Origin of the sequence: Synechocystis sp. FACHB-383, from assembly GCF_014698605.1 — a bacterium.
In the GTDB taxonomy this organism is placed as follows: domain Bacteria; phylum Cyanobacteriota; class Cyanobacteriia; order Cyanobacteriales; family Microcystaceae; genus Synechocystis; species Synechocystis salina.
This window is the reverse complement of record NZ_JACJTJ010000023.1, coordinates 34,841-54,615: the sequence shown is the minus strand read 5'-3', so window position 1 is coordinate 54,615 and position 19,775 is coordinate 34,841. Positions and strand designations below refer to the sequence as shown.

Annotated in this window: 20 protein-coding genes and 1 pseudogene; 9 read left to right on the top strand and 12 right to left on the bottom strand. The window is 49.3% G+C overall.

The window, feature by feature from the left end; all coding sequences use genetic code 11:
- Positions 1–215: 215 nt before the first annotated feature.
- A complete protein-coding gene (locus H6G45_RS05335; RefSeq protein ID WP_190597313.1) occupies positions 216–2,372 on the bottom strand; it encodes a polyribonucleotide nucleotidyltransferase in 2,157 nt (718 codons plus the stop codon).
- A 206-nt stretch (positions 2,373–2,578) separates the two neighbouring features.
- Positions 2,579–2,911, bottom strand: a complete 333-nt coding sequence (locus H6G45_RS05330) for a cupin domain-containing protein (RefSeq protein WP_190597311.1) — start codon at positions 2,909–2,911, stop codon at positions 2,579–2,581.
- 20 nt (positions 2,912–2,931) lie between these two features.
- Between H6G45_RS05330 and H6G45_RS05325 the strand changes: the two genes are divergently transcribed.
- Complete coding sequence (locus H6G45_RS05325; protein ID WP_190597310.1) at positions 2,932–3,087, top strand: hypothetical protein; 156 nt, start codon at positions 2,932–2,934, stop codon at positions 3,085–3,087.
- 20 nt (positions 3,088–3,107) lie between these two features.
- On the opposite strand, the gene lepB is transcribed toward H6G45_RS05325, so the two are convergent.
- Complete coding sequence (gene lepB / locus H6G45_RS05320) at positions 3,108–3,680, bottom strand: signal peptidase I (protein ID WP_190597308.1); 573 nt, start codon at positions 3,678–3,680, stop codon at positions 3,108–3,110.
- A 190-nt stretch (positions 3,681–3,870) separates the two neighbouring features.
- On the opposite strand from lepB, the gene H6G45_RS05315 reads away from it, so the two are divergent.
- Positions 3,871–5,262 carry an NAD-dependent malic enzyme gene (locus H6G45_RS05315; protein WP_190597305.1) on the top strand — a complete coding sequence of 464 codons (1,392 nt, stop codon included), beginning with the start codon at positions 3,871–3,873 and terminating at the stop codon, positions 5,260–5,262.
- 50 nt (positions 5,263–5,312) lie between these two features.
- Here the strand turns inward: H6G45_RS05315 and H6G45_RS05310 are convergent, their stop codons facing one another.
- The 6 genes from H6G45_RS05310 to rsmA form a co-directional block, all read right to left on the bottom strand.
- Entirely contained in the window at positions 5,313–6,020 is a 708-nt protein-coding gene (locus H6G45_RS05310) for a hypothetical protein (RefSeq protein ID WP_190597303.1), read from the bottom strand.
- Positions 6,021–6,177: 157 nt separating this feature from the next.
- The gene (locus H6G45_RS05305; RefSeq protein WP_190597302.1) at positions 6,178–7,155 is read right to left on the bottom strand and encodes a cysteine synthase A; all 978 of its coding nucleotides are present in this window, start codon (positions 7,153–7,155) and stop codon (positions 6,178–6,180) included.
- A gap of 105 nt (positions 7,156–7,260) precedes the next feature.
- Positions 7,261–8,208, bottom strand: coding sequence for a 4-(cytidine 5'-diphospho)-2-C-methyl-D-erythritol kinase (ispE, locus tag H6G45_RS05300; RefSeq protein WP_190597300.1), 948 nt, complete (start codon positions 8,206–8,208; stop codon positions 7,261–7,263).
- Positions 8,209–8,312: 104 nt separating this feature from the next.
- Positions 8,313–8,648: a XisI protein gene (locus tag H6G45_RS05295; protein ID WP_190597298.1), complete on the bottom strand. Its 336-nt coding sequence runs from the start codon at positions 8,646–8,648 to the stop codon at positions 8,313–8,315.
- On the bottom strand, positions 8,636–9,052 hold the full coding sequence (locus tag H6G45_RS05290) for an element excision factor XisH family protein (protein WP_190597296.1): 417 nt from the start codon (positions 9,050–9,052) through the stop codon (positions 8,636–8,638). The genes H6G45_RS05295 and H6G45_RS05290 overlap by 13 nt, the downstream gene beginning before the upstream one ends.
- A 199-nt stretch (positions 9,053–9,251) precedes the next feature.
- Entirely contained in the window at positions 9,252–10,082 is an 831-nt protein-coding gene (gene rsmA, locus H6G45_RS05285) for a 16S rRNA (adenine(1518)-N(6)/adenine(1519)-N(6))-dimethyltransferase RsmA (RefSeq protein WP_190597294.1), read from the bottom strand.
- On the opposite strand from rsmA, the pseudogene H6G45_RS05280 reads away from it, so the two are divergent.
- Together H6G45_RS05280 and H6G45_RS05275 are read left to right on the top strand one after the other, a co-directional pair.
- Positions 10,047–10,936 (top strand): annotated as a pseudogene (locus H6G45_RS05280) (16S rRNA (uracil(1498)-N(3))-methyltransferase). The gene rsmA and the pseudogene H6G45_RS05280 sit on opposite strands and share 36 nt — an antisense overlap.
- 21 nt (positions 10,937–10,957) lie before the next feature.
- Positions 10,958–12,070 (top strand): hypothetical protein, encoded by a 1,113-nt coding sequence (locus H6G45_RS05275; RefSeq protein WP_190597292.1) that lies wholly within the window; start codon positions 10,958–10,960, stop codon positions 12,068–12,070.
- A gap of 53 nt (positions 12,071–12,123) precedes the next feature.
- Here the strand turns inward: H6G45_RS05275 and H6G45_RS05270 are convergent, their stop codons facing one another.
- Both H6G45_RS05270 and H6G45_RS19785 read right to left on the bottom strand, forming a co-directional pair.
- Positions 12,124–12,804 carry a Rho termination factor N-terminal domain-containing protein gene (locus tag H6G45_RS05270; RefSeq protein ID WP_190597291.1) on the bottom strand — a complete coding sequence of 227 codons (681 nt, stop codon included), beginning with the start codon at positions 12,802–12,804 and terminating at the stop codon, positions 12,124–12,126.
- Positions 12,804–14,201, bottom strand: a complete 1,398-nt coding sequence (locus H6G45_RS19785) for an AAA family ATPase (protein ID WP_190597289.1) — start codon at positions 14,199–14,201, stop codon at positions 12,804–12,806. Before H6G45_RS19785 ends, H6G45_RS05270 begins: the two co-directional genes overlap by 1 nt.
- Before the next feature lie 269 nt (positions 14,202–14,470).
- Between H6G45_RS19785 and H6G45_RS05260 the strand changes: the two genes are divergently transcribed.
- The 4 genes from H6G45_RS05260 (at position 14,471) to H6G45_RS05245 (ending at position 17,923) form a co-directional block, all read left to right on the top strand.
- Positions 14,471–15,799: an O-antigen ligase gene (locus tag H6G45_RS05260; protein WP_242018059.1), complete on the top strand. Its 1,329-nt coding sequence runs from the start codon at positions 14,471–14,473 to the stop codon at positions 15,797–15,799.
- Positions 15,800–15,928: 129 nt separating this feature from the next.
- A complete protein-coding gene (locus tag H6G45_RS05255; protein WP_190597287.1) occupies positions 15,929–16,234 on the top strand; it encodes a DUF3181 family protein in 306 nt (101 codons plus the stop codon).
- A 91-nt stretch (positions 16,235–16,325) separates the two neighbouring features.
- Entirely contained in the window at positions 16,326–16,724 is a 399-nt protein-coding gene (locus H6G45_RS05250) for a DUF3119 family protein (RefSeq protein WP_190597285.1), read from the top strand.
- On the top strand, positions 16,721–17,923 hold the full coding sequence (locus tag H6G45_RS05245) for a DUF3086 domain-containing protein (RefSeq protein WP_190597283.1): 1,203 nt from the start codon (positions 16,721–16,723) through the stop codon (positions 17,921–17,923). The genes H6G45_RS05250 and H6G45_RS05245 overlap by 4 nt, the downstream gene beginning before the upstream one ends.
- A gap of 33 nt (positions 17,924–17,956) precedes the next feature.
- On the opposite strand, the gene H6G45_RS05240 is transcribed toward H6G45_RS05245, so the two are convergent.
- The gene (locus tag H6G45_RS05240; protein ID WP_190597281.1) at positions 17,957–19,132 is read right to left on the bottom strand and encodes a cysteine desulfurase family protein; all 1,176 of its coding nucleotides are present in this window, start codon (positions 19,130–19,132) and stop codon (positions 17,957–17,959) included.
- Positions 19,133–19,307: 175 nt separating this feature from the next.
- Here H6G45_RS05240 and H6G45_RS05235 point away from each other — a divergent pair, with 175 nt between their 5' ends.
- Positions 19,308–19,775: a phosphate-starvation-inducible PsiE family protein gene (locus H6G45_RS05235; protein ID WP_190597279.1), complete on the top strand. Its 468-nt coding sequence runs from the start codon at positions 19,308–19,310 to the stop codon at positions 19,773–19,775.

The window sequence follows — 19,775 nt, the reverse complement described above, 5'->3', positions numbered from 1 at the left end:
ATAAAAACTCGGAGTAAATACCAAAGCAAATCCCCTAAGTTCGGATACCCAGGGGATCGGGATGATATCAGCTTACTTGGTCAAGTTAGGCAAAACAGTTGCGGCTCATTGGCTTGTAATCAGTGGCGTTGGGAGAGTCAAACCCAAAATCAATTTAGGTCTGACCCCTATTGGCAATAGGCCAATTAGCCCTAAACCCCCACAAGCAAGTTAACTTAGCCCCGGCTGACGTTACGACGGGCTTCCGCCGCTTCATCGGGGTGGATACCCAAGCGGGTCAGGTTTAAGCGGCCTTTACTGTCAATTTCCCGTACTTTGACAATGACCTCATCACCCACGCCCACTTCGTCTTCCACTTTGCCGACCCGGCCTTCCGTTAATTGGGAAATATGGATCATGCCTTCTTTTCCAGGTAGCACTTCCACAAAAGCCCCAATGGGAATGATTCGGGTCACACGACCGAGGTACACTTCCCCTTCGTTGAGTTTGCGGGTCATGTTGTAAATCATCTGCCGAGCCCGTTCTGCCCGTTCCCCTTCGCTGGAGGCAATGGTAACAGTACCATCGTCGGCAATGTCGATTTTGCAACTGGTTTGTTCGGTGATGCCCTTAATGGTTTTACCACCGGGCCCAATGACCATGCCGATATGTTCGGGCTCGATTTTCAGGGTCAATAACCGGGGCGCAAAGGGAGACAACTCGGGACGGGGCTCCCGGATGGTGGCTAACATTTTGTCGAGGATATGGAGCCGGGCGGGGAGGGCTTGCATGATGGCCTTAGAGACTACTTCCATGCTCAGACCATCAATTTTCATATCCATTTGCAGGGCGGTGATACCGGAATCGGTACCAGCTACTTTGAAATCCATATCCCCAAGGAAATCTTCAATGCCCTGAATATCGGTGAGAATACGAATTTCATCCCCTTCTTTGATCAAGCCCATGGCGGCGCCACTGACGGGTTTTTTGATCGGTACCCCGGCATCCATCAGGGCAAGGGTGGAACCACAAACGGAGCCCATGGAGGTGGAACCGTTGGAAGACAGAACTTCCGATACCACCCGCACCACATAGGGAAAGTCTTCCTGGGGGGGGAGTACTGGTATGATGGCCCGTTCTGCTAAAGCACCGTGGCCAATTTCCCGGCGGCCAGGGGAGCGCATGGGGCGGGCCTCACCCACAGAGTAGGGGGGAAAGTTGTAATGGTGGAGATAGCGCTTTTCGTCCTCGGGATGGAGGTCGTCCGCTAGATCCTGGGCATCACCTGGGGAACCAAGGGTGGCGAGGGATAGTACCTGGGTTAAACCCCGGTTAAATAAACCACTACCATGGACCCGCCGGGGCAGAAAGCCCACTTCACAGCTAATGGGTCGTACCTGTTCGAGTTTGCGGCCGTCTACCCGTACCCCTTCTTCGACAATCTGTTTGCGCATTAACTTTTTGGTCAATGCTTTGTAGAGATTGCCCACTAGTTTGGGGTCTTCTTCCACACTCTGTTTGACGGGATCGGTTTCCGGCAATTCGGCGATCGCCGCTTCCACTTCACTGGCTTTAATTTCATCGAGGGCGGCGTCCCTACCATCTTTACCCAGGTCAAATTTACCAAGTACAGTGATAATTTTTGGGGCGGCTTTACTTTCGATGAACTGTTCCACCGTGGTATTGACCAAGGGAGGCTCAGAGGTAGCCAGGGTGATGCCCAAATCTGTCATCAATTCCTGCTGGGCGTTGATCAGATCCTGTACTGCTTCATAGCCAAAATCAATCGCTTCGATGATGTCCTGTTCTGGTAACTGGTTCGCTCCAGCTTCTACCATGACAATACCGGCGGGGGTACCAGCCACCACCAAGTCCAAATCTCCGTTATAGACCTCTCGATAGGTGGGGTTAATAATGAAATCATCCCCCACTAGACCTACCCGCACTGCGGCCATGGGACCTTTGAAGGGAATTTTGGCTAGAATGACCGCCACCGAAGCCCCTGTCACAGCCAAAACATCGGGGGGAACTTCCTCGTCCATGGAAAGGGTAGTGGCAACTATTTGTAGTTCATCCCTGAGCCAATGGGGAAACAGGGGACGTAAAGGACGATCAATGAGGCGGCTAATTAATGTGGCCTTTTCTGGGGGTCGGCCTTCCCGCCGCAAAAAACCGCCCGGAATACGACCTGCGGCATAGAGTCGTCCTTCGTAGTCCACCGTTAGGGGTAGAAAATCAATGCCATCCCTTCCTTTAGCTCTGGTCGCCGTGACCAACACCGCTGTATCACCGGATTGAATGAGGACTGAACCTCCTGCTTGGGGAGCTAGGGTTCCCATTTTGAGTCTTATATCCCGTCCGTCGAAGGATATGGACTTGTCAAACTCTTGCATTTAACGTGTTTTCCTTATGTGCTATGACGTTTCTTCTTCTCAGCAGATCCTAACACCATTGACGAACCCTGGGCCGACCAAACGGCGATCGCCTGGGCATGATCCCTATCTTTGCCAGGATTCCCCTTGGCCTTAGGGCTTTTTCCGAGCTGGTTGAACTTTTTTGTTGCGCTATGGGAATAGAGAACCGTTGGTCAGATTGGGGTCTAGGGCTGACTGAGGGTAAGTAAAAAGGCCAAGTTGGACGTCGCTTTGAGAGCATGGGGCGCATTGGCCGGCATCACCACCCACACGCCTGGTTCCAGGGTAATGTTTTGGCCGTCCAAGCTCAGTTCTCCTGTGCCTTCCAGACATTGCACGACGGCGTTACGGGGAGTGCTGTGTTCTGAGATGTCGGTGCCTGTCGCTAGACAAAAAAGCGTGTACTGACAAACCCGGTCTTGGAGTAGTACTTTACTCAGGATGCCGGCCTGGGGATACTCAATGTGACTTTGTAATTGAGTGGATGATGGTTGTAGGGAAAGAATGGTGTTGACCATAAAAACCTCGAAGACAATGGTTGCAATTTGGAATTAAACTTTGGCTCTTGCTGGGGAGCAGTTCCCGCCCCATTTTTTGGTTTGGCAATAGGTACCTTACCGACCAACGGGGAGGCAAGATTACCATTCTTGATGCCAATGAGCTCACGGCGATCGCCCAACGACAAACTGAGTAAAAAGTTGGCAACTGAGTCGATTAGGCTACCGATGATTCCGGGCCGGTCAGTTGCCCCCAACGGCTGGCGGGAAAAAAGCGAAATAGGGCATGGCCGATGATGTTTTCCTGGGGTAAAAATCCCCACACATGGGAATCGTTGCTGTTGTTGCGGTTGTCCCCCATGACAAACACTTGACCTTCTGGCACCTGCACGGCGGGCAAATTATATTGGGGCGGCTCCAAAATATATTTCTCTTCCAGGGGTTGTCCATCCCGGTAGACAATGCCATTATTCACCGCTACCGTTTGTCCAGGCATGGCAATGACCCGTTTGATAAAGGCTTGATTGCCGTCGTAGCCCTGCACCTGCAACAACTCCGGCGGATGGAACACAATGATGTCCCCCACCTGGGGAGGATGGAAATGGTAGGAAATTTTCTCCACCACCAGGCGATCGCCTTGTTCGAGGGTGGGCAACATGGAGTCGGAGGGAATGTAGCGGGGTTCCGCCACAAAGAAACGCAGTAGCAGGGCCAACAGCAGGGCCACAACGAGCAGGGGAATATTTTCCTTGATGAATTGCCAACGGGAAGAGGCGGGGGAATTTTGCATAAAAGGGAATCGAACGGGAAACGGTCCTGGGGAGAGATTGCTAGGGCTGGATAGATAGGCAAACCCTGACAGCCAGGGCAAACCTCGGTAAGCAAAGGTCACAGATCAAGCATAATCGAGGAGAGACTGCGTACCCAAACGCCGCCTGAGATTATCGATTTTTGCTTTTCAACCTTTTTTCGATCGCCCTATGGTTAGCCTTACCCCCAATCCGAGTTATAGCGTCAGCCTCCTGTTGGAGCTACCCAACCATGCCGGCACCTTGGCCAGCGTTACCCAGGCGATCGCCGATGCGGGGGGAAGTTTTGGGCAAATTTCCTTGATTGAAAGTAATCTTAAGCTCACCCGCCGGGAAATTTCCGTGGATGCTTCGAGCAGTGAGCATGCGGAAAAAATTATTGGGGCGGTGAAGGCTCTGGATAATGTCAAATTACTGAAAGTATCTGACCGCACCTTTGATTTGCATCGCCAGGGAAAAATTAGCGTTGTCAGTCGCATTCCCCTCACTTCCCAGTCGGAGTTGGCCATGGCCTATACCCCTGGGGTGGGGCGCATTTGCCGGGCGATCGCCGAGGACCCGGATAAGGTTTACTCCCTGACCATCAAAAGTAATACGGTGGCGGTGGTGACCGATGGCAGTGCGGTGTTGGGATTGGGCAACCTGGGGCCAGAAGCGGCCTTACCAGTGATGGAAGGGAAAGCAATGCTGTTCAAAGAATTTGCCCAACTAGATGCGTTTCCCATCTGTTTGGCCACCCAGGATACGGAGGAAATTATCCGCACCGTTAAGGCGATCGCCCCGGTATTTGGGGGGATTAATTTGGAAGATATTGCCGCTCCCCGCTGCTTTGAAATTGAAGCCCGCCTCAAAAAAGAATTAAATATCCCCGTATTTCACGACGACCAACATGGCACTGCCATTGTTACCCTGGCTGCCCTGTTCAATGCGCTGAAGTTTGTCGGTAAGGCCATGGCTAAGGTACGCATTGTCATCAACGGCGCTGGGGCCGCCGGGTTGGCGATCGCCGAATTGCTGCAGGAATCCGGGGCAGAAAATATTTGGATTTGCGATTCCAAGGGCATTGTGGGTAAACATCGCACCGATTTAAACAGCAAAAAACAGGGCTTTGCGGTGGAGGCGGAAGGCACCCTGGCCGATGCCATGGCCGGAGCCGATGTCTTTTTAGGGGTGAGTGCGCCGGGGGTAGTGACCAGGGAAATGGTGCAATCCATGGCCAAAGACCCGATTGTGTTTGCCATGGCCAATCCCATCCCGGAAATTCAACCGGAATTAATTCAGGAGGATGCGGCGGTCATTGCCACAGGGCGCAGTGATTACCCCAACCAAATTAACAATGTGCTCGCTTTTCCGGGAGTTTTTCGGGGAGCCATTGACTGTCGGGCTAGTATCATCACCACCAGCATGTGCATTGAAGCGGCCAAGGCGATCGCCTCTTTGGTGCACAGCAACACCCTAGATAGTGAGCATATTATTCCTTCGGTTTTTGACAATCGAGTTGCCACCACCGTGGCCAGTGCGGTGCAGTTGGCCGCCCGCAGTGAGGGGGTAGCGGCCCGATAATGCCCGTTGGGTAAACCAGTCACTGCCATTACTAAGCGTTGGGATAAGGTTCAGCGCCAAGGGTTGAACATCCCCAAGCCGGCAAAAAAGAGAATAACCACACCAATTAACAGGAATAGACTAGGCACCCGCCTGAGTTTTTCCACGGATTGGTCGCTGAGCAAATGGGCTTTCAGGCACCACTGTCCTTCTTGTTCTGTCAGTTCACCGAAGACAAAAATAGGATCGTTAGTGCGCCAAAATAGTTCAGTGACGGTGAGGGAACGCCGCACCCCCAACCAGTTATCAGGGCTAATGCCATTGTTCTGCAAAAACTCCACCATCTGGGGATGATTACTCTGCCAAAGCAAGTTTTGTTGGTATTGATGTTTGGGGCCATGGTGACCCCCCAGGTCATGGATCTGCTTCAGCACAGTGTCCGGTTGCTGCTCAACTAGAAAGGAACGGCGATCGCCCCGGCGTAGAATGACAAAATTTTCCACTCCGTAGGAACCATGGTCGAGGCGGCTAATGCTGTTTTTACCTTGTTTTTCGGTGACGATAACCCGCCAGCGGAGGCAAACTTCCTGGGCAATGGGAGACCGTAAAATGGTTCCTGAACCATACATTCCTTCCACATAGACCTTTTGACCCGATCGCCCCCTTTTACCGGGAGGCAGTGGTTGGTATTGAGCTAGAGCTTGGAGATAACTCCAACCCATGCGGTGAAAGAGGACGAAACCTATGGCCAGGATAATTAGCTGAAAAACGATCGCCATGGCCTATCACCGAGAATATTTTCGGTTAACCTAAGCTGAAAAATTTTGGCAGTTTCCAAAGGCATAGATTGCTAGACCAATTTTTTCCATGGCGACGATCAAATGGAGCACTATGGGCCCCGTTCCCCGATAAAAAGTAAGAGCCTCGGCGCCGAAACTAATCTGGAACGGTTAAACCCTTACTGGCCAGCCATTCCCCGTTGTACAGACGGGATTGGTAACGGGCTCCTCCGTCACAAAGCACGGTAACAATAGTGTGCCCTGGCCCTAGCTTTTTGGCCAACTCATAGGCCGCCCCCACATTAATGCCCACGGAGCCGCCCATAAAGAGGCCATCCTGTCGTAGCAGTTGGTACACCACCCGCAACGCTTCCGGGTCATCAATTTGCACCGCATCGTCAATGGGCACATTTTCCATATTGGCGGTGATGCGACTGTTGCCAATGCCTTCAGTGATGGAATTACCGCTGGGGTTAATTTCCCCGGTTTTAACGAAGCTATACAGGCCACTGCCCATAGGGTCCGCCACCACGCATTGCACCGCTGCGGACTGTTCCTTGAGGTACAGGGCTACTCCTGCATAGGTGCCCCCAGTGCCCGTAGCTGCTACCCAGGCATCCACTTTGCCGTCCGTTTGTTGCCAAATTTCCGGGCCAGTGGTGTGGTAGTGGGCTTCACGGTTAGCCAAATTATCAAATTGATTGGCCCAGATGGCATTATCCAGTTCTGCGGCAATGCGCCCGGATAGTTTGACGTAATTGTTGGGGTCTCGGTAGGGCACCGCTGGCACTGTCCTCACTTCTGCGCCGAGGGTACGCAGTAGGTCAATTTTTTCCTGGGATTGGGTGTCGGGAATGACGATTAAGCATTTATAGCCTTTGGCATTGCAAATATGGGCCAAACCAATGCCGGTGTTGCCCGCTGTGCCTTCCACCACGGTGCCGCCGGGTTTAAGCTGGCCTTGCTTTTCCGCCGTTTCAATAATGCCCAGGGCCGCCCGGTCTTTGACGGAGCCACCGGGGTTGAGAAATTCCGCTTTGCCTAAAATTTCACAGCCGGTTTCGTCACTGAAACTGTTGAGGCGAATCAAGGGGGTGTGGCCAATGGAGTCCACAAAGCCATGCTTAATATCCATGCTGAATTGAGGTAGGGCGGGCAATCTGGGGTTAAAACCCTGTTAGGTTATCCTACCCCAGGGAGAATTTTCGCGGAATTGGTTGATCTGATTCAGTGCCCAATTTCAGTGATCGATAATTTGAATGCCATGGCCGATGGTGTGGGTTAACCAAAAATCCACATCGGGGTCGCTTAATTTTTCTTTGGCGATCGCCAACACCCGTTCTGCGGCCGCCTGATCCTGACAGAGGGTAAAGACGCTGGGGCCAGAGCCGGACATCATGGTACCCAATCCCCCCGCGGACTGTAAGGCCTGCCGTAACTGGGCCACAGCTTCATGGGCGGGTAACACAACTTTTTCCAAATCATTATGGATATGGCTGGCAATTTGCCCTGGGTTGCGGTGCTGAATGCCCTGGAGGAGGGGCCCCGCATGGATGGATTTACGCCGAGCCCGTTGGGATTGGTCATCGTTTAAGTAATTTTTGCCAAACTGTTGGCGATAGGTTTGGTAGGCCCAGGGGGTAGAAACTTCCAGAGAACGGTGTTTGGCCAACACCACCCAGAAGCAATCCCCGTCCGGTAAGGGGTCAAGGATTTCCCCCCGCCCAGTGGCGATCGCCGTGCCGCCCCCAATGCAGAAGGGAATGTCAGAACCCAGTTGGGCCGCTAACTGTTCCAATTCCGGCCTGGTTAAACCCAAATTCCAGAGCAGGTCTAAACCCACTAACACCGCCGCCGCATCGGCCGAACCGCCTGCTAACCCCGCCGCCATGGGAATGTGTTTGGTCAGGGTAATATCCACGCCGCCATACTGACTATGGGCCTGGGGAAAATGGTTAATCATCAACTGGGCCGCTCGGTAGGCCAAATTAGTGGCATCGTTGGCCAGGGGACTGTCCCCACAACTGAGGCGGATGTCATCAGTGCCGTTGGCCCGCACGGTAATTTCATCCCCCAGGGCAATGCTCTGCAATACCATCACCAATTCGTGGAAGCCGTCGGGGCGATCGCCAAGAATTTCGAGGAAAAGATTGATTTTGGCGGGGGCGTGGAGGGTGTAGGAATGCATCAGGTTGGGGGTGAAAGAGGGGCAATAAATCAGTTAAATCTAACCACTCAAGTTATCTCGCTTAACATTTTACGGCGATTGGCGAATCCTAATTTGATCTTTTTCTAAGCAACGGCGAAACCAGTATAGGGGCGTATTTGTGGCTCATGGAAGCCGAGGACAATTTCTTCTTTGGCAATACCTGAACTGACGAGTTCTGTGGCAATACCATCCTCTGTGTTATCACACTGAATCCAGAGCTTACCGTCAATAATTTCCAGATGAATTAGAACACTATGGTAGCGTTGGTTCCGTTGCCAACCTTCGGAAATAATTAGGTATTGATCACGGGTTTCATCAATGACAAGACGATTTTGAATTTCGGCGTTAGTATAGGAAATATTGGCATAGGGAGTTAGGACTTTCTCAATAATTTGACGATGTTTAGCTAGCCTATCCATTGGACAATTACCTCTTCTTCAGGATTAAAGACAATTAATTTAACTGTGTTTTCTTCTAGTAAAATTTGGCCAATCTCCTCCATAAATAATTTTCTATAAATAGCGTCCCTAATGGCAAGATACAAAACTCGACCAAGAGATTGCTTTTTGATGATTTTTTCATAAAGAATATATTGACCTAAGGCATTTTTAAGGTCTTCCACCTCCGATGTACCAATAAAACTTTTAATCTCTACCGCAATTCTGCGATTCTGTTTTTCTGCAATAAGCAACTTTTCCGCCGCCAAATCAACAAACAGATCCTTTTTGCCTATTTTCAAGCTCAGGGGGTCTTCCGTGATCGTCCATCCTTCCTTAATCAAAGCATTTTTAACACAGTCATGGAAAATATCTTTGGCTGGCATAGGTTGCTAGAATTTAATTTTAATCTATTCGAAAGGCTGGATTAAAGATCCCATAACTGTAAGAACTACAAACATAAATCTAAAACTTTCTAGCAAAACTTGATCCGCCGTCAGTGATAGCCATAATTTGCTTGGCGATCGCCAAGAATTTCGAGGAAAAGATTAATTTTGGCGGGGGCATGGAGGGTGTAGGAATGCATCAGGTTGGGGATAAGAAAGTCGGCAACAAATTAGTTAACTCTAGCCACTGTTCTAAGCTCAAGTCTTCCGCCCGGGCAGTGCTCGGCAAGGCTAACTGTTCTAACACAGTAGTTAACTGTTCCGGGGCGATTAATCCCTTGAGGTTATTGCGTAACATTTTACGGCGATTGGCGAACCCCAGCCGGAGGAGTTGATCCAATAAACGGCGATCGCCTGGTAACTGATCTACGGGGTAGGGAGTTAAGCGAATAACAGCGGAATCTACTTTGGGCGGCGGGGTAAAGGCTTTGGGGGGTACATCCACAATCCAATCCACCCGGGCGAGGTATTGCATCCGCACCGACAGGGCCCCGTAGGCTTTAGTGCTGGATTGGGCGGTTAATCGTTCTGCAATTTCTTTTTGTACTAATAAAACAATGGTGGCCAAACTAGGCGATCGGGTTTTTTGGATGGTGCCCAGTAGTAGTTCCAGAATGGGACTGGTGATGTTGTAGGGAATGTTGGCCACTACCTTATTCGGGGCTGAAAATTGGGGAAAATCCTGTAATAAGTTGTTTAAATCTAGTTTTAAGACATCCCCTTCCAAAAGCAGAAAATTTTCCCGTTGCCCTAATTTTTTGCGTAATTTAAGACATAAATCCCGGTCTAACTCCACCGCCACCAGGGGATTGCCCGTTGCTAATAATTGTTTAGTCAAAACCCCCATGCCCGGGCCAATTTCCCAGAGACGATCGCCGGGTTGGATATCTGCCGCCGCCACAATGGCCTGCAAAGTTGGTGGATGGTTCAGCCAATGTTGGCCAAAGCGTTTGCGGGGTCGAAAAGCCATAAAATTTTGCTTAGTGCTTGGGTCACTGCCCTGGGGAGGCAATGCCAGAAGCCCATTGTACAATTTGTCCTATCCTCCACCCTCGTTTGGGGATTGATTTTAGCGGGGAAAAATTCCTCAATTACTGTCCTATGGCCTACCGTTTGGTCGTTGCCCCAGAGCAAATTACTGATGCCACAGTTATGCTGACTGCTTCCCAGCGGCATTATCTCCAACGGGTGTTACGACTGCAAAGGGGTGATGGCTTCATGGTGTTGGATGGTGGTGGCGGGGTATGGCGGGCCCAGTTAAATGATTTGGATGATGGCACAGCCCAATTATTAGAAGCGGTCAGTGAGCAGAATGAATTACCCCTGGCGGTGACTTTGGCGATCGCCTTGCCCAAGGGCAGTGGGTTTGAGGAGATTATTCGCCCCTGTACGGAGTTGGGAGCCACAGCGTTTCAGCCTTTGCTGACGGAACGCACCCTGCTAAAGCCCAGTCCAAACAAACTTGAGCGTTGGCAACGCATTGTTACGGAAGCGGCGGAACAGTCGGAGCGGCAATGGTTACCCCCGGTGGCCCCTCCATTAACGTTTGGTCAATTTGTCGAAGAGGTTACGGGGCCCGAAACCCTGGCTTTGCTCTGTGTGACCCGTTTAAATAGCCCTATGCTTGGGGCATACTTGAAACAGAGTGGTTTGCCGGCCCAAATGGTATTGGCCACTGGCCCAGAGGGGGGATGGACGGATGAGGAAATCGCCCTGGCGATCGCCAAAGGGTTTCAGCCCGTATCCCTTGGTAAACGGATTTTGCGGGCGGTGACAGCCCCCACCGTTGCCCTAGCCCAGCTTACTGCTCTGTTGGAAACCTAATATTTTTCGGCCTGTTTCCCTATGTATAAAGCCATTGCCGACGCCATTGACAGCCACGACCTGGCCACAGCAGAACAACTGTTGGCCGCGATGGAGGGGGAGAGTTGGGAAAATCCCATGACGGCCTATTACCAAGCTCGCCTGCTGGAGGCCCAGGGAAATTTAAACGGGGCGGAGGAAAAATTTCGGCAATTGTTGGTCATTAGTCACAGTCCCCAACTGGTGGCCAAAATTAGGGCGGGGCTGGGTCGCATTGATACCCATCGTCAAGCGGAAGCAGCTCAATCCCTGGCGGAACAACAGGCGGCCATTGAGGAGGCTAAGGCAAATCCGGAGGCCCAGTCGGCGGGAATTTTTGTGCTGGAACCGGTGCCCCCCGCGGAAAAACAAGCCAAGGCAATACAGTTTGGCAAAATCATGGCCATGGACCCCTACACGGCTCGGCTCCAGTTACCCAGTCGGGCTTGGCGGCTCTATCGCACTGGGGCGATCGGAGAGTTGAACTATTACCATCAGCAATGTCAGGCGGCGGCCATTCCTAGCTTTTCTGTGGCTTTAGCTGATATTTTAGCCCTAAAAGTTTTCCCCGTTTTCCGCATTGAAAGTTTGTCCCCCGTGGTCACGGTTACCTATCGCATTAGTCGGGAGGAGGAGGGGACTTTTAGCTTTACTTGGCAAGATGTCAGTCAAACGGTGGAGGGTTTATTGCCCATTTTTGAGGAATGTGTAGATGTGAATGTGCGGGGCAAAATCCAGCGCAAAACGGAAATTTTAGATTACGCCCACATTTGTGATTTACATTTACCGCAACACCAAACAATTCTGCGTTTTTGCGACCAAATTTACGAGTTTAACCAGGGCATTAGCCTAGATGATGAAAAATCTGTCCATGGGCAACAGGGTACGGCCCATCAACAATGGCAACAACTGAGCCACATCTGGCAGACAAATTTAGCGGATAAACCAGCTTGGAAGGAGTTCAATGCGTTTGCGGAAACGGCACTAGATTTTCAGGAATTACTCAAATCCGTGGACCCCCACATTCCTTTTCTCCGCCGGGAAGATACTAATTGGGATAAGGCTTTCCATCTCTACAGCACCCTCGCCTTCTGCCGCGATCGCCTTTTGGAATAAACAAAACCTTAAGTCTAAAGTAAAAGAAGATATCAGAGCAATCAATTTCTTCGTCAACTGTCTTGGCTTAAAAGTGCAACTAATTCTGCTTTTTTTAACTTGGTGTATTCCGGAATACCTTGCTCCTTAGCCTTAGCTTTAAGTTTGGCTATGGTCAACTTATTTAACAATAGTGGGTGGTTTTCTGGTAGTGATTCAGGTGTGGTGTAAAAAACTTCTTTAAAAATATTGAGTTTTTTTCCAGCGGTAATACCACATTTGAGAGCTGTAATTTCTTTAAGAGCTTCTCCCCAGTACTTTCTTTCAGGTTGATCAATTTTATCTAAAGCTGTTGATAATTTAATCCCTGGTAAAGGATTATTAGAACGACTGATTAAGTAACCTAAACCTAATTTAATTTCGTCTCTTGTTGCAGTAGTTAAGTTTATTCTTGGAGTTTTTTCTTGACTTAATAATTGAGAACATTCTTGAACTGAATCAGATTCATCTCCAATAATGCACCAAACCTTATCAAGTCCTGCTTCTTGCGCCGCTGCTAACACAAAAATGTTGGCGATCGCCTGAAAATTTTCTGCTCCAGTTTGCTTGACAATAACAGGAATCCAATTACGATTACCAGCGTCGTTAATTGCTTTAGCTGCTCCACTAATTAAAAATTGATGAGCTTCGATGGAAAATAGAGGTTCAATTTCGTCGATATAAAGATGCAAAAGTGCGCCAATTTCTTGTTTCATTAGAGAAAATACTCCTCAACTAATTGTCGGTAATAACCACGGGCTACTTTACTGGTAAAAACTGCCGGCCGCTGGGAAAATGCAGCCGATGAAATATAAGCATAACTTGGAATTTCAAAAATGCTTAAATCTCTGTGAACGTTTGTATATCTGGGAAAGAAAAAATTTATTAAATCTATTTGATCTTCCTGTTTTGCTGTCTTGATTATTTTAAGGATTGTTTGTTGAGCCAAGCTTTTTGAAGCATTTGTAGTCTGTTCTCCGTTAAAAAAGATAGGTAAAGGAGTAGGATCAGCAAGTTCAGGATAAAAGGCACGCCGATCACTACCAAGTTTTGGAAATATGTATCGCATTGCCATTGCAGCATTTTTAAAAGAACTTAAGCTATTATGTTTAGATGGCATTAGAATAACATCTGATGCAACAATAGCTTCCTTCGTAAAGTAATTGTCTCCCGGTGGTGCATCAATAATAATATAGTCATATTTATTTGATACTTGACTTAGCAAAAGTCTCAAGTTTCCCCTAGCAGCATAAAAAGGCGCATCTGATGGTTGAGTCAAAAATTTTTCATCAGCTGAAATTACATCAAAGAATTTATATGTTTTTCTATTGTCAAACTTTAGCTTATAAGATGAAATAACATCTTCAATATTGAAATCTTTATTTTTAAATGTTCCCAGACATTCTGATAGACTTATTTTGCTTGGTTCTATCGCCAGCAAATCAGTCAGATCTTTTTGGTTTGGATCAAAATCCACAACTAAAACTTTTTTGCCATAACCACTACTTTTTTGAGGCAGAGATAAAATTCCAGCAAGATTCATCGCTGTTGTAGTTTTTCCTACTCCTCCTTTATTATTGTAAAGAGCGATGGTTAAGGCTCTGCGTTCGTTGTCTATGTATTGCTTAATCAAATTTATTTTTTCGTCAATATTGTTTTCATTTAATTCAATATTAGTTGTGATGGGATAGACTACACGCCCGTGACGACGGAAAAGCTGAATATTATTCGCATTAGTTATAATGCCCCATTTAACTTGTTGACAGTGAAATGCATCTGGCTGGAGATATCGTTTTAATTGTCTAACAACTGACTTGTAATCCTTACTGCCGATGCTTAAATCTATATTTCTACTTTTTAATTCTACGATGATTGATGCACCTGTTAATGCATGGGCAAAAATTGCATCATCCGAATTTTTTTTTGCGGCTATATCGACTTTGTGACCACCTTTTCCAGTTTTATATTGCTCTTTTATTTCCCCTTCTTTGTAAAGATATCCCAGCCTACTTAAAATTTCTGGAATAACTAATAATCCTGCAATGTCCTGCTCATCAGCATTGGGTGATAAGCTTAACCAGGCTTGTTTTAAAGATGAATTAGAATCAGACATTTTATAAATTAGTGGAAGGAGTTGCATCGCTGAAAAAACAGCAAAACTGTTTTGGGGCTTTTGTCAGACCCTCTCACCGCCAAAACTATAAGCGCAAGGATACCACAAGATCAAAACTTCAAATCAAAAATACCATACGATTTTAATATTTCTTTGCAGGCTGGCGAAATACTTCTCTGTAATGGCCCTGATACCCTTTCAGTTGGGGAGTCCAAGCAATGACGATCGCCTGGGGATAATATGGGGAGTGGTAATTTTGGGAGTTGCAGTTGAAAATCCCTTCCCATCTCTTAAAGAAAGAACAACTAGCGGTCTCTGTGGGGTTAACCCTACTGCCCTTCAACGCCGTAGCGGGGTTACTGCCACTGCTGTTTGCTAGCCTGAGCCCGTGGTTTTTCCATGGCAAAAAATTAGCAAGCCTACCCCTGGCCAAAGTGTGGACTGCCCTGACCCTATGGTTTTTGTTGACCACCATCACCGCCCATGACCGGGGGGAAGCCCTGTTGGGACTGGCCAACTTTGTGCCCTACTTCATCGTTTTTCTGGCCTTCAGTCAGGTAATTTGCCAATTTAAGCAACTGAATAACTTAGCCTGGCTACTGACCGCCAACACCGTAGTATTAGTCATCCTTGGCTTTGGGCAAATCTATGGCAACTGGGCTACCCCTGATTGGTTAGCGGCGATCGGCACTAATCTGGTGGCCGGGGGCAGACCGGAAGGGAGGATGTCGTCTTTATTAATGTATGCCAACCTATTTTCCGCTTGGTTATTGATGGTGTTTCCCCTCAGCCTGGGGCTATTAATCCAATGCATCCGCCGCTGGCATTTCACCGCCCCCAGTAACCGCCTTAATCCTCCTCCCCTGGTGTGGGCCCTGTTGGTCGCTTGCATCCTAGAGGCGATCGCCTTAGTGTTGACCGGTTCCCGCAGTGCTTGGGGCATTGGGTTACTAATTGGCATTGCCTACGCCATCTATTTAAGTTGGTACTGGTTAGTGGCCTTGGCCGGGGGAGCGACTGCCATGGTGTTATGGGCATCCTTTGGCCCCTTCGGCAAAGAACCATTGCGAATGATAGTGCCTAAATATTTTTGGGGCAGATTGTCGGATGAACTGTACCCCGACCGTTACAGAACGGCCCTCAGGAGTACCCAGTGGCAATTTAGTTGGGATATGTTCCTCGATCAACCCATTTTTGGCCAGGGCTTGAGAAATTTTACCCCCCTGTACCAAGCCGCCATGAACGTTTGGATTGGCCATCCCCATAACTTGGTGCTGATGCTGTTGGGGGAAACGGGCTTGATTGGTACTGGCTTGATGTTGGGAGCAGTGGGTTTCATTCTGGCCCAGGGCATGATGCTATTGATCAACCTTGGTCGTTGTCGTGGTTTTCGCCGTCAGTCCCAACATTTATTACTGCTGTCCTATGGCATTGCCTTTGCCGCCCTTTGTTTGTACAACCTATTCGATGTCACCATTTTTGATATGCGGAATAATGTGCTGGGCTGGATTTTCCTCGCGGCGATCGCCGGAGTGAGCCAACGGTATGGAGCCAAATTAGCTCAGGGTAGTCCGGCAAAATTAGAAATGCCTGGGTAAATGGCCGTTGCCCCAGGTTCTTAGGGTTGTGATCTACCATGGAGGGAGTGGCAACATGAAGTTAATTGCTAGATACCGGCAATGCTCCCCTAACTTTGCCCCGTCAACCCCATCCCCTCCCCATTGACCATGAGCTCAACCACCCCAGAAATTGAAGCCCTCGCCGCCGACATTGGTGAACAGATCGCCATTGATGTGGCCAAGTGGAATCTATTTTTGGCGGAAGCCCATTTGCATATTCCCCTGGCCGAAAGGGTTTATCCCCTGTTGGAAAAGGATGAACTAACCCGGGCCGGAGTAGAAAGCGCTCTGAAGGATTTGTCCGTGGCGATCGGTGGGGGCAAGGTAAACATTTCCCTGCTGGATGCCCTCTCTAGCACCATGGTTAACCGTTTGCTGACCCTGTTGGAAGAATATCAAAGTAAGAATTTTTAAAATTTTTCCGCCGTTAAAGGTTGGGAAAAATCCCTAACTGTTCAGCGTTTTTGCCTTTGCCCGCAAACATTCGTCACCAAGCACAATTCCCATGGCCAGCACCCCCATCCAGAGCCAAGCCCGCACCGACTTAGAACCCAGCTTTGTCATTCCCCTCGTACTGCTGTTTGGGGCCATACCGGTCTTCTTTTTGCAGATGTGGGTCGGCTTGGCGATCGCCGTGTTTGGTGTTTTTTTAATGGTGCAAACCGCCATCATCAAACTCAGCTTTACGGCCACTGCGCTGGAAGTGTACCGTGGGAGCAAGCTAATCCGCTCTTTCCCTTACACAGAGTGGCAAAACTGGCGAATCTTTTGGGAACCCGCTCCCATTTTGTTTTATTTTAAAGAGGTCAAGAGCATCCATTTTTTGCCGATTATCTTTGACCCCGGCACCCTCAAGGCTTGTCTTGAGCGCCATTGTCCCCTCCAGTCCCTACGTCCGGAATGACCCCAGAATTGAATCCTAATTTTCCCGAAGAAACTCCTTCTGATGCTTGGCTGACCCCTGCGGCTGTTGGCCAGGATGGCGATGCCCATGAACCGGAGCAAGATCGGGAAGGAGATGGGGTAGTGGCAGAGGAACTTTCCCCCCCGGAGGAGTTGCCTTCTATGGATGCCATGGTGGCGGAAGTGGCAGAAATAGCTCCAGTGGTGGAAGCTCAATTAGAAGCCGACCCCCTAGCGTTGAGTGACTTAACCGCCCAAAAGACTGCCCTAGAAAAGGAAATTGCCGCTCTGCAACGGGAAAAAGCCCAGTGGTATGGCCAGCAGTTCCAGCAATTACAACGGGAAATGGCCCAGCTAGTGGAAGAAGGCACCAGGGAATTAGTGCAAAAAAGAGCAGCCCTGGAAAAGGAAATTGAGAAGTTAGAACGGCGCCAGGAAAGGATTCAACAGGAAATGCGTACCACCTTCGCTGGGGCTTCCCAGGAGTTGGCCATCCGGGTGCAGGGCTTTAAGGATTATTTGGTGGGGAGTTTGCAGGATTTAGTTTCCGCCGCCGACCAATTGGAGTTGGGAGTAGGGGACAGTTGGGAATCTTCCTCTACCCATGGGGATGCGATTATTGAAAATGCTGACACCACCCCGGTGGTAAGTTTTGCAGAGCAGGGTTTCAGTAGTCAAAAACGACAAATTCAAGCTTTATTGGAGCAGTACCGCACCCGCCCCGATTATTACGGTCCCCCTTGGCAATTACGTCGCACCTTTGAGCCGATCCATGCCGAGCGGATTGAAAATTGGTTATTTACCCTGGGTGGCCGGGGCGCCATCCTTAGTTTAGACAGTCGTTTGCAAAATATTTTGGTGGGTTCAGCGGCGATCGCCATTTTGAATCAACTCTACGGCGATCGTTGTCGGGCGTTAATTTTGGCAGCCACACCGGAACGCTTGGGGGAATGGCGACGGGGTTTACAGGATTGTTTGGGTATCTCCCGCAGTGATTTCGGCCCAGAGCGGGGCATTGTCCTGTTTGAATCTGCTAGTGCTCTGATTCAGCGGGCAGAAAGACTAGTCGGTGATCGCCAAATGCCCTTGGTCCTGGTGGATGAAACAGAAGAACAAATTGACTTGGCCCTGTTGCAATTTCCCCTTTTACTGGCCTTTGCGCCTAGTTACCAAGCCGGGGGCAGTAACTATTTTTCGTAGTCTAGTCGAAATCAAATTAATCTAGTCAGTGCCCTAACCTTGGATGCCGGTTAACTGGGGACAAAGTTGAGCAAAAACTTCTTTAATGGTCCGGGCCGTTGTTTCAATATCAGCCATGGTGGTTTCCCGGCCAAAGGTGAGACGAATGCCAGCTAGGGCCTGCTGTTCTTGGTAACCCATGGCCAACAGTACCGGACTGGGATTGAGTTTACCGGAATTGCAGGCGGCCCCGGCACTAATGGCAATGCCTTCCCGATTCAAAGCCCGCACCAATTGTTTTCCTGTCAGCCCCGCAGTGCAATGGCGACGGGATTGGACAACAAAGCTGACGTGATGGGGCAACCGATAAAGGCGATCGCCAGTGGGGGTCAAAAATTCGCAATCGGCCAGTAGGTCAAAGCAACGGTCCCGCAGGGCTTGTAGCCTGGCTACTTCTTCGGCCAATTCCCCTTGGGCCAACTCGGCGGCCATCCCCAAGCCAACAATGGCCGGCAGGGGAGGAGTTCCGGATCGTAAACCCTGTTCTTGGCCGCCTCCCATGAGCAGAGGGCCAATGGCCAGGTCGGGATGGATGTATAAAGCGCCAGCGCCTTGGATGCCGTAGAGTTTGTGGCTGGAGAGGGAAAGGAGATCCACCGGTAAATGTTTCACGTCCACTGGACAGCGCCCCGCCACCTGCACTGCATCGGTGTGGAAGGGAATATGTCGTTGTCGGGCAATGCGCCCCAATTCTTCGATGGGTTGGAGGGTGCCCACTTCACTTTGGCCATAGATGACGGAAATTAGCACCGTATTGCTTTGGATGGCCTCGGCTAATGCGGCCGGATTGGCCCTACCCTGGGCATTTACCCCTAGGCGAGTTACTTGCCAACCTTGGTTTTCTAACCATCGCACCGGGGCGGCGATCGCCGAGTGTTCCACAGTGGAAATGATTAAATGTTGGGGGCTGGGGTAATTGCGGGTGACCCCAAACAGAGCCAGATGGTTAGCTTCGGTACCACCGGAGGTAAAAACAATGCTGTCGGGGTGGCCAGCGTTGAGCAATTGGGCCACTTGCAGGCGAGCAGTTTCCAGGGCCAGGGCGGCCCGGTTCCCCCAATGGTGCAGACTAGCGGGATTGCCCCAACTTTGATCCAAAAAATTTTGCACTGCGGCCTTTACCTCTTGCCGGGGCGGAGTGGTGGCACTGTAATCGAGGTAAATTTTCATGGCACATTGATCGGGTAACGGATAACACTCTTCCTATGGGATTAACCCCATTGTAATCTTCCCCACCCCTCCGGCGATCGTCGAGAAAATAATTATCATTGCAAACTGGGCAAATTTTGGCTGATCATTGCCGATAAAATATGGCGAGACCTTTGTTATTGCTCATTGCTACTCCATGAAATCAATCCAGAGATACATCAGATTACTATTATCTACGGATCAAGACTCACTATTTTTGTCGGTGCTACGTAGTTTTGAGAAGCTAGTTTCTAAATTACTGGCCATTTGCCTGATGGTGGTGGTTTTTGTTGCTGTATTCGACCTCTTTAAGGTGTTAGTTATCGAATTACGGGGGGAACCCTTTGGTTTTTTTAATCGAACTTTGATTGAAATTTTTGGTTTATTTTTAAATATATTGATCGCCCTAGAACTGTTGGAAAATATCACCGTTTATCTGAAAGATAATGTTATCCAAGTGGAACTGGTGATTGTGACGGCTATGATTGCCGTGGCCAGGAAAATTATTATTTTTGACTTCAGTAAATATGAAGGCTTAGATTTATTGGCGTTGGGCTTTGCGATTTTGTGTTTGGCGACGAGCTTTTGGATGATTAAGAGGCTGAATGTTAATATTAAGCATTAA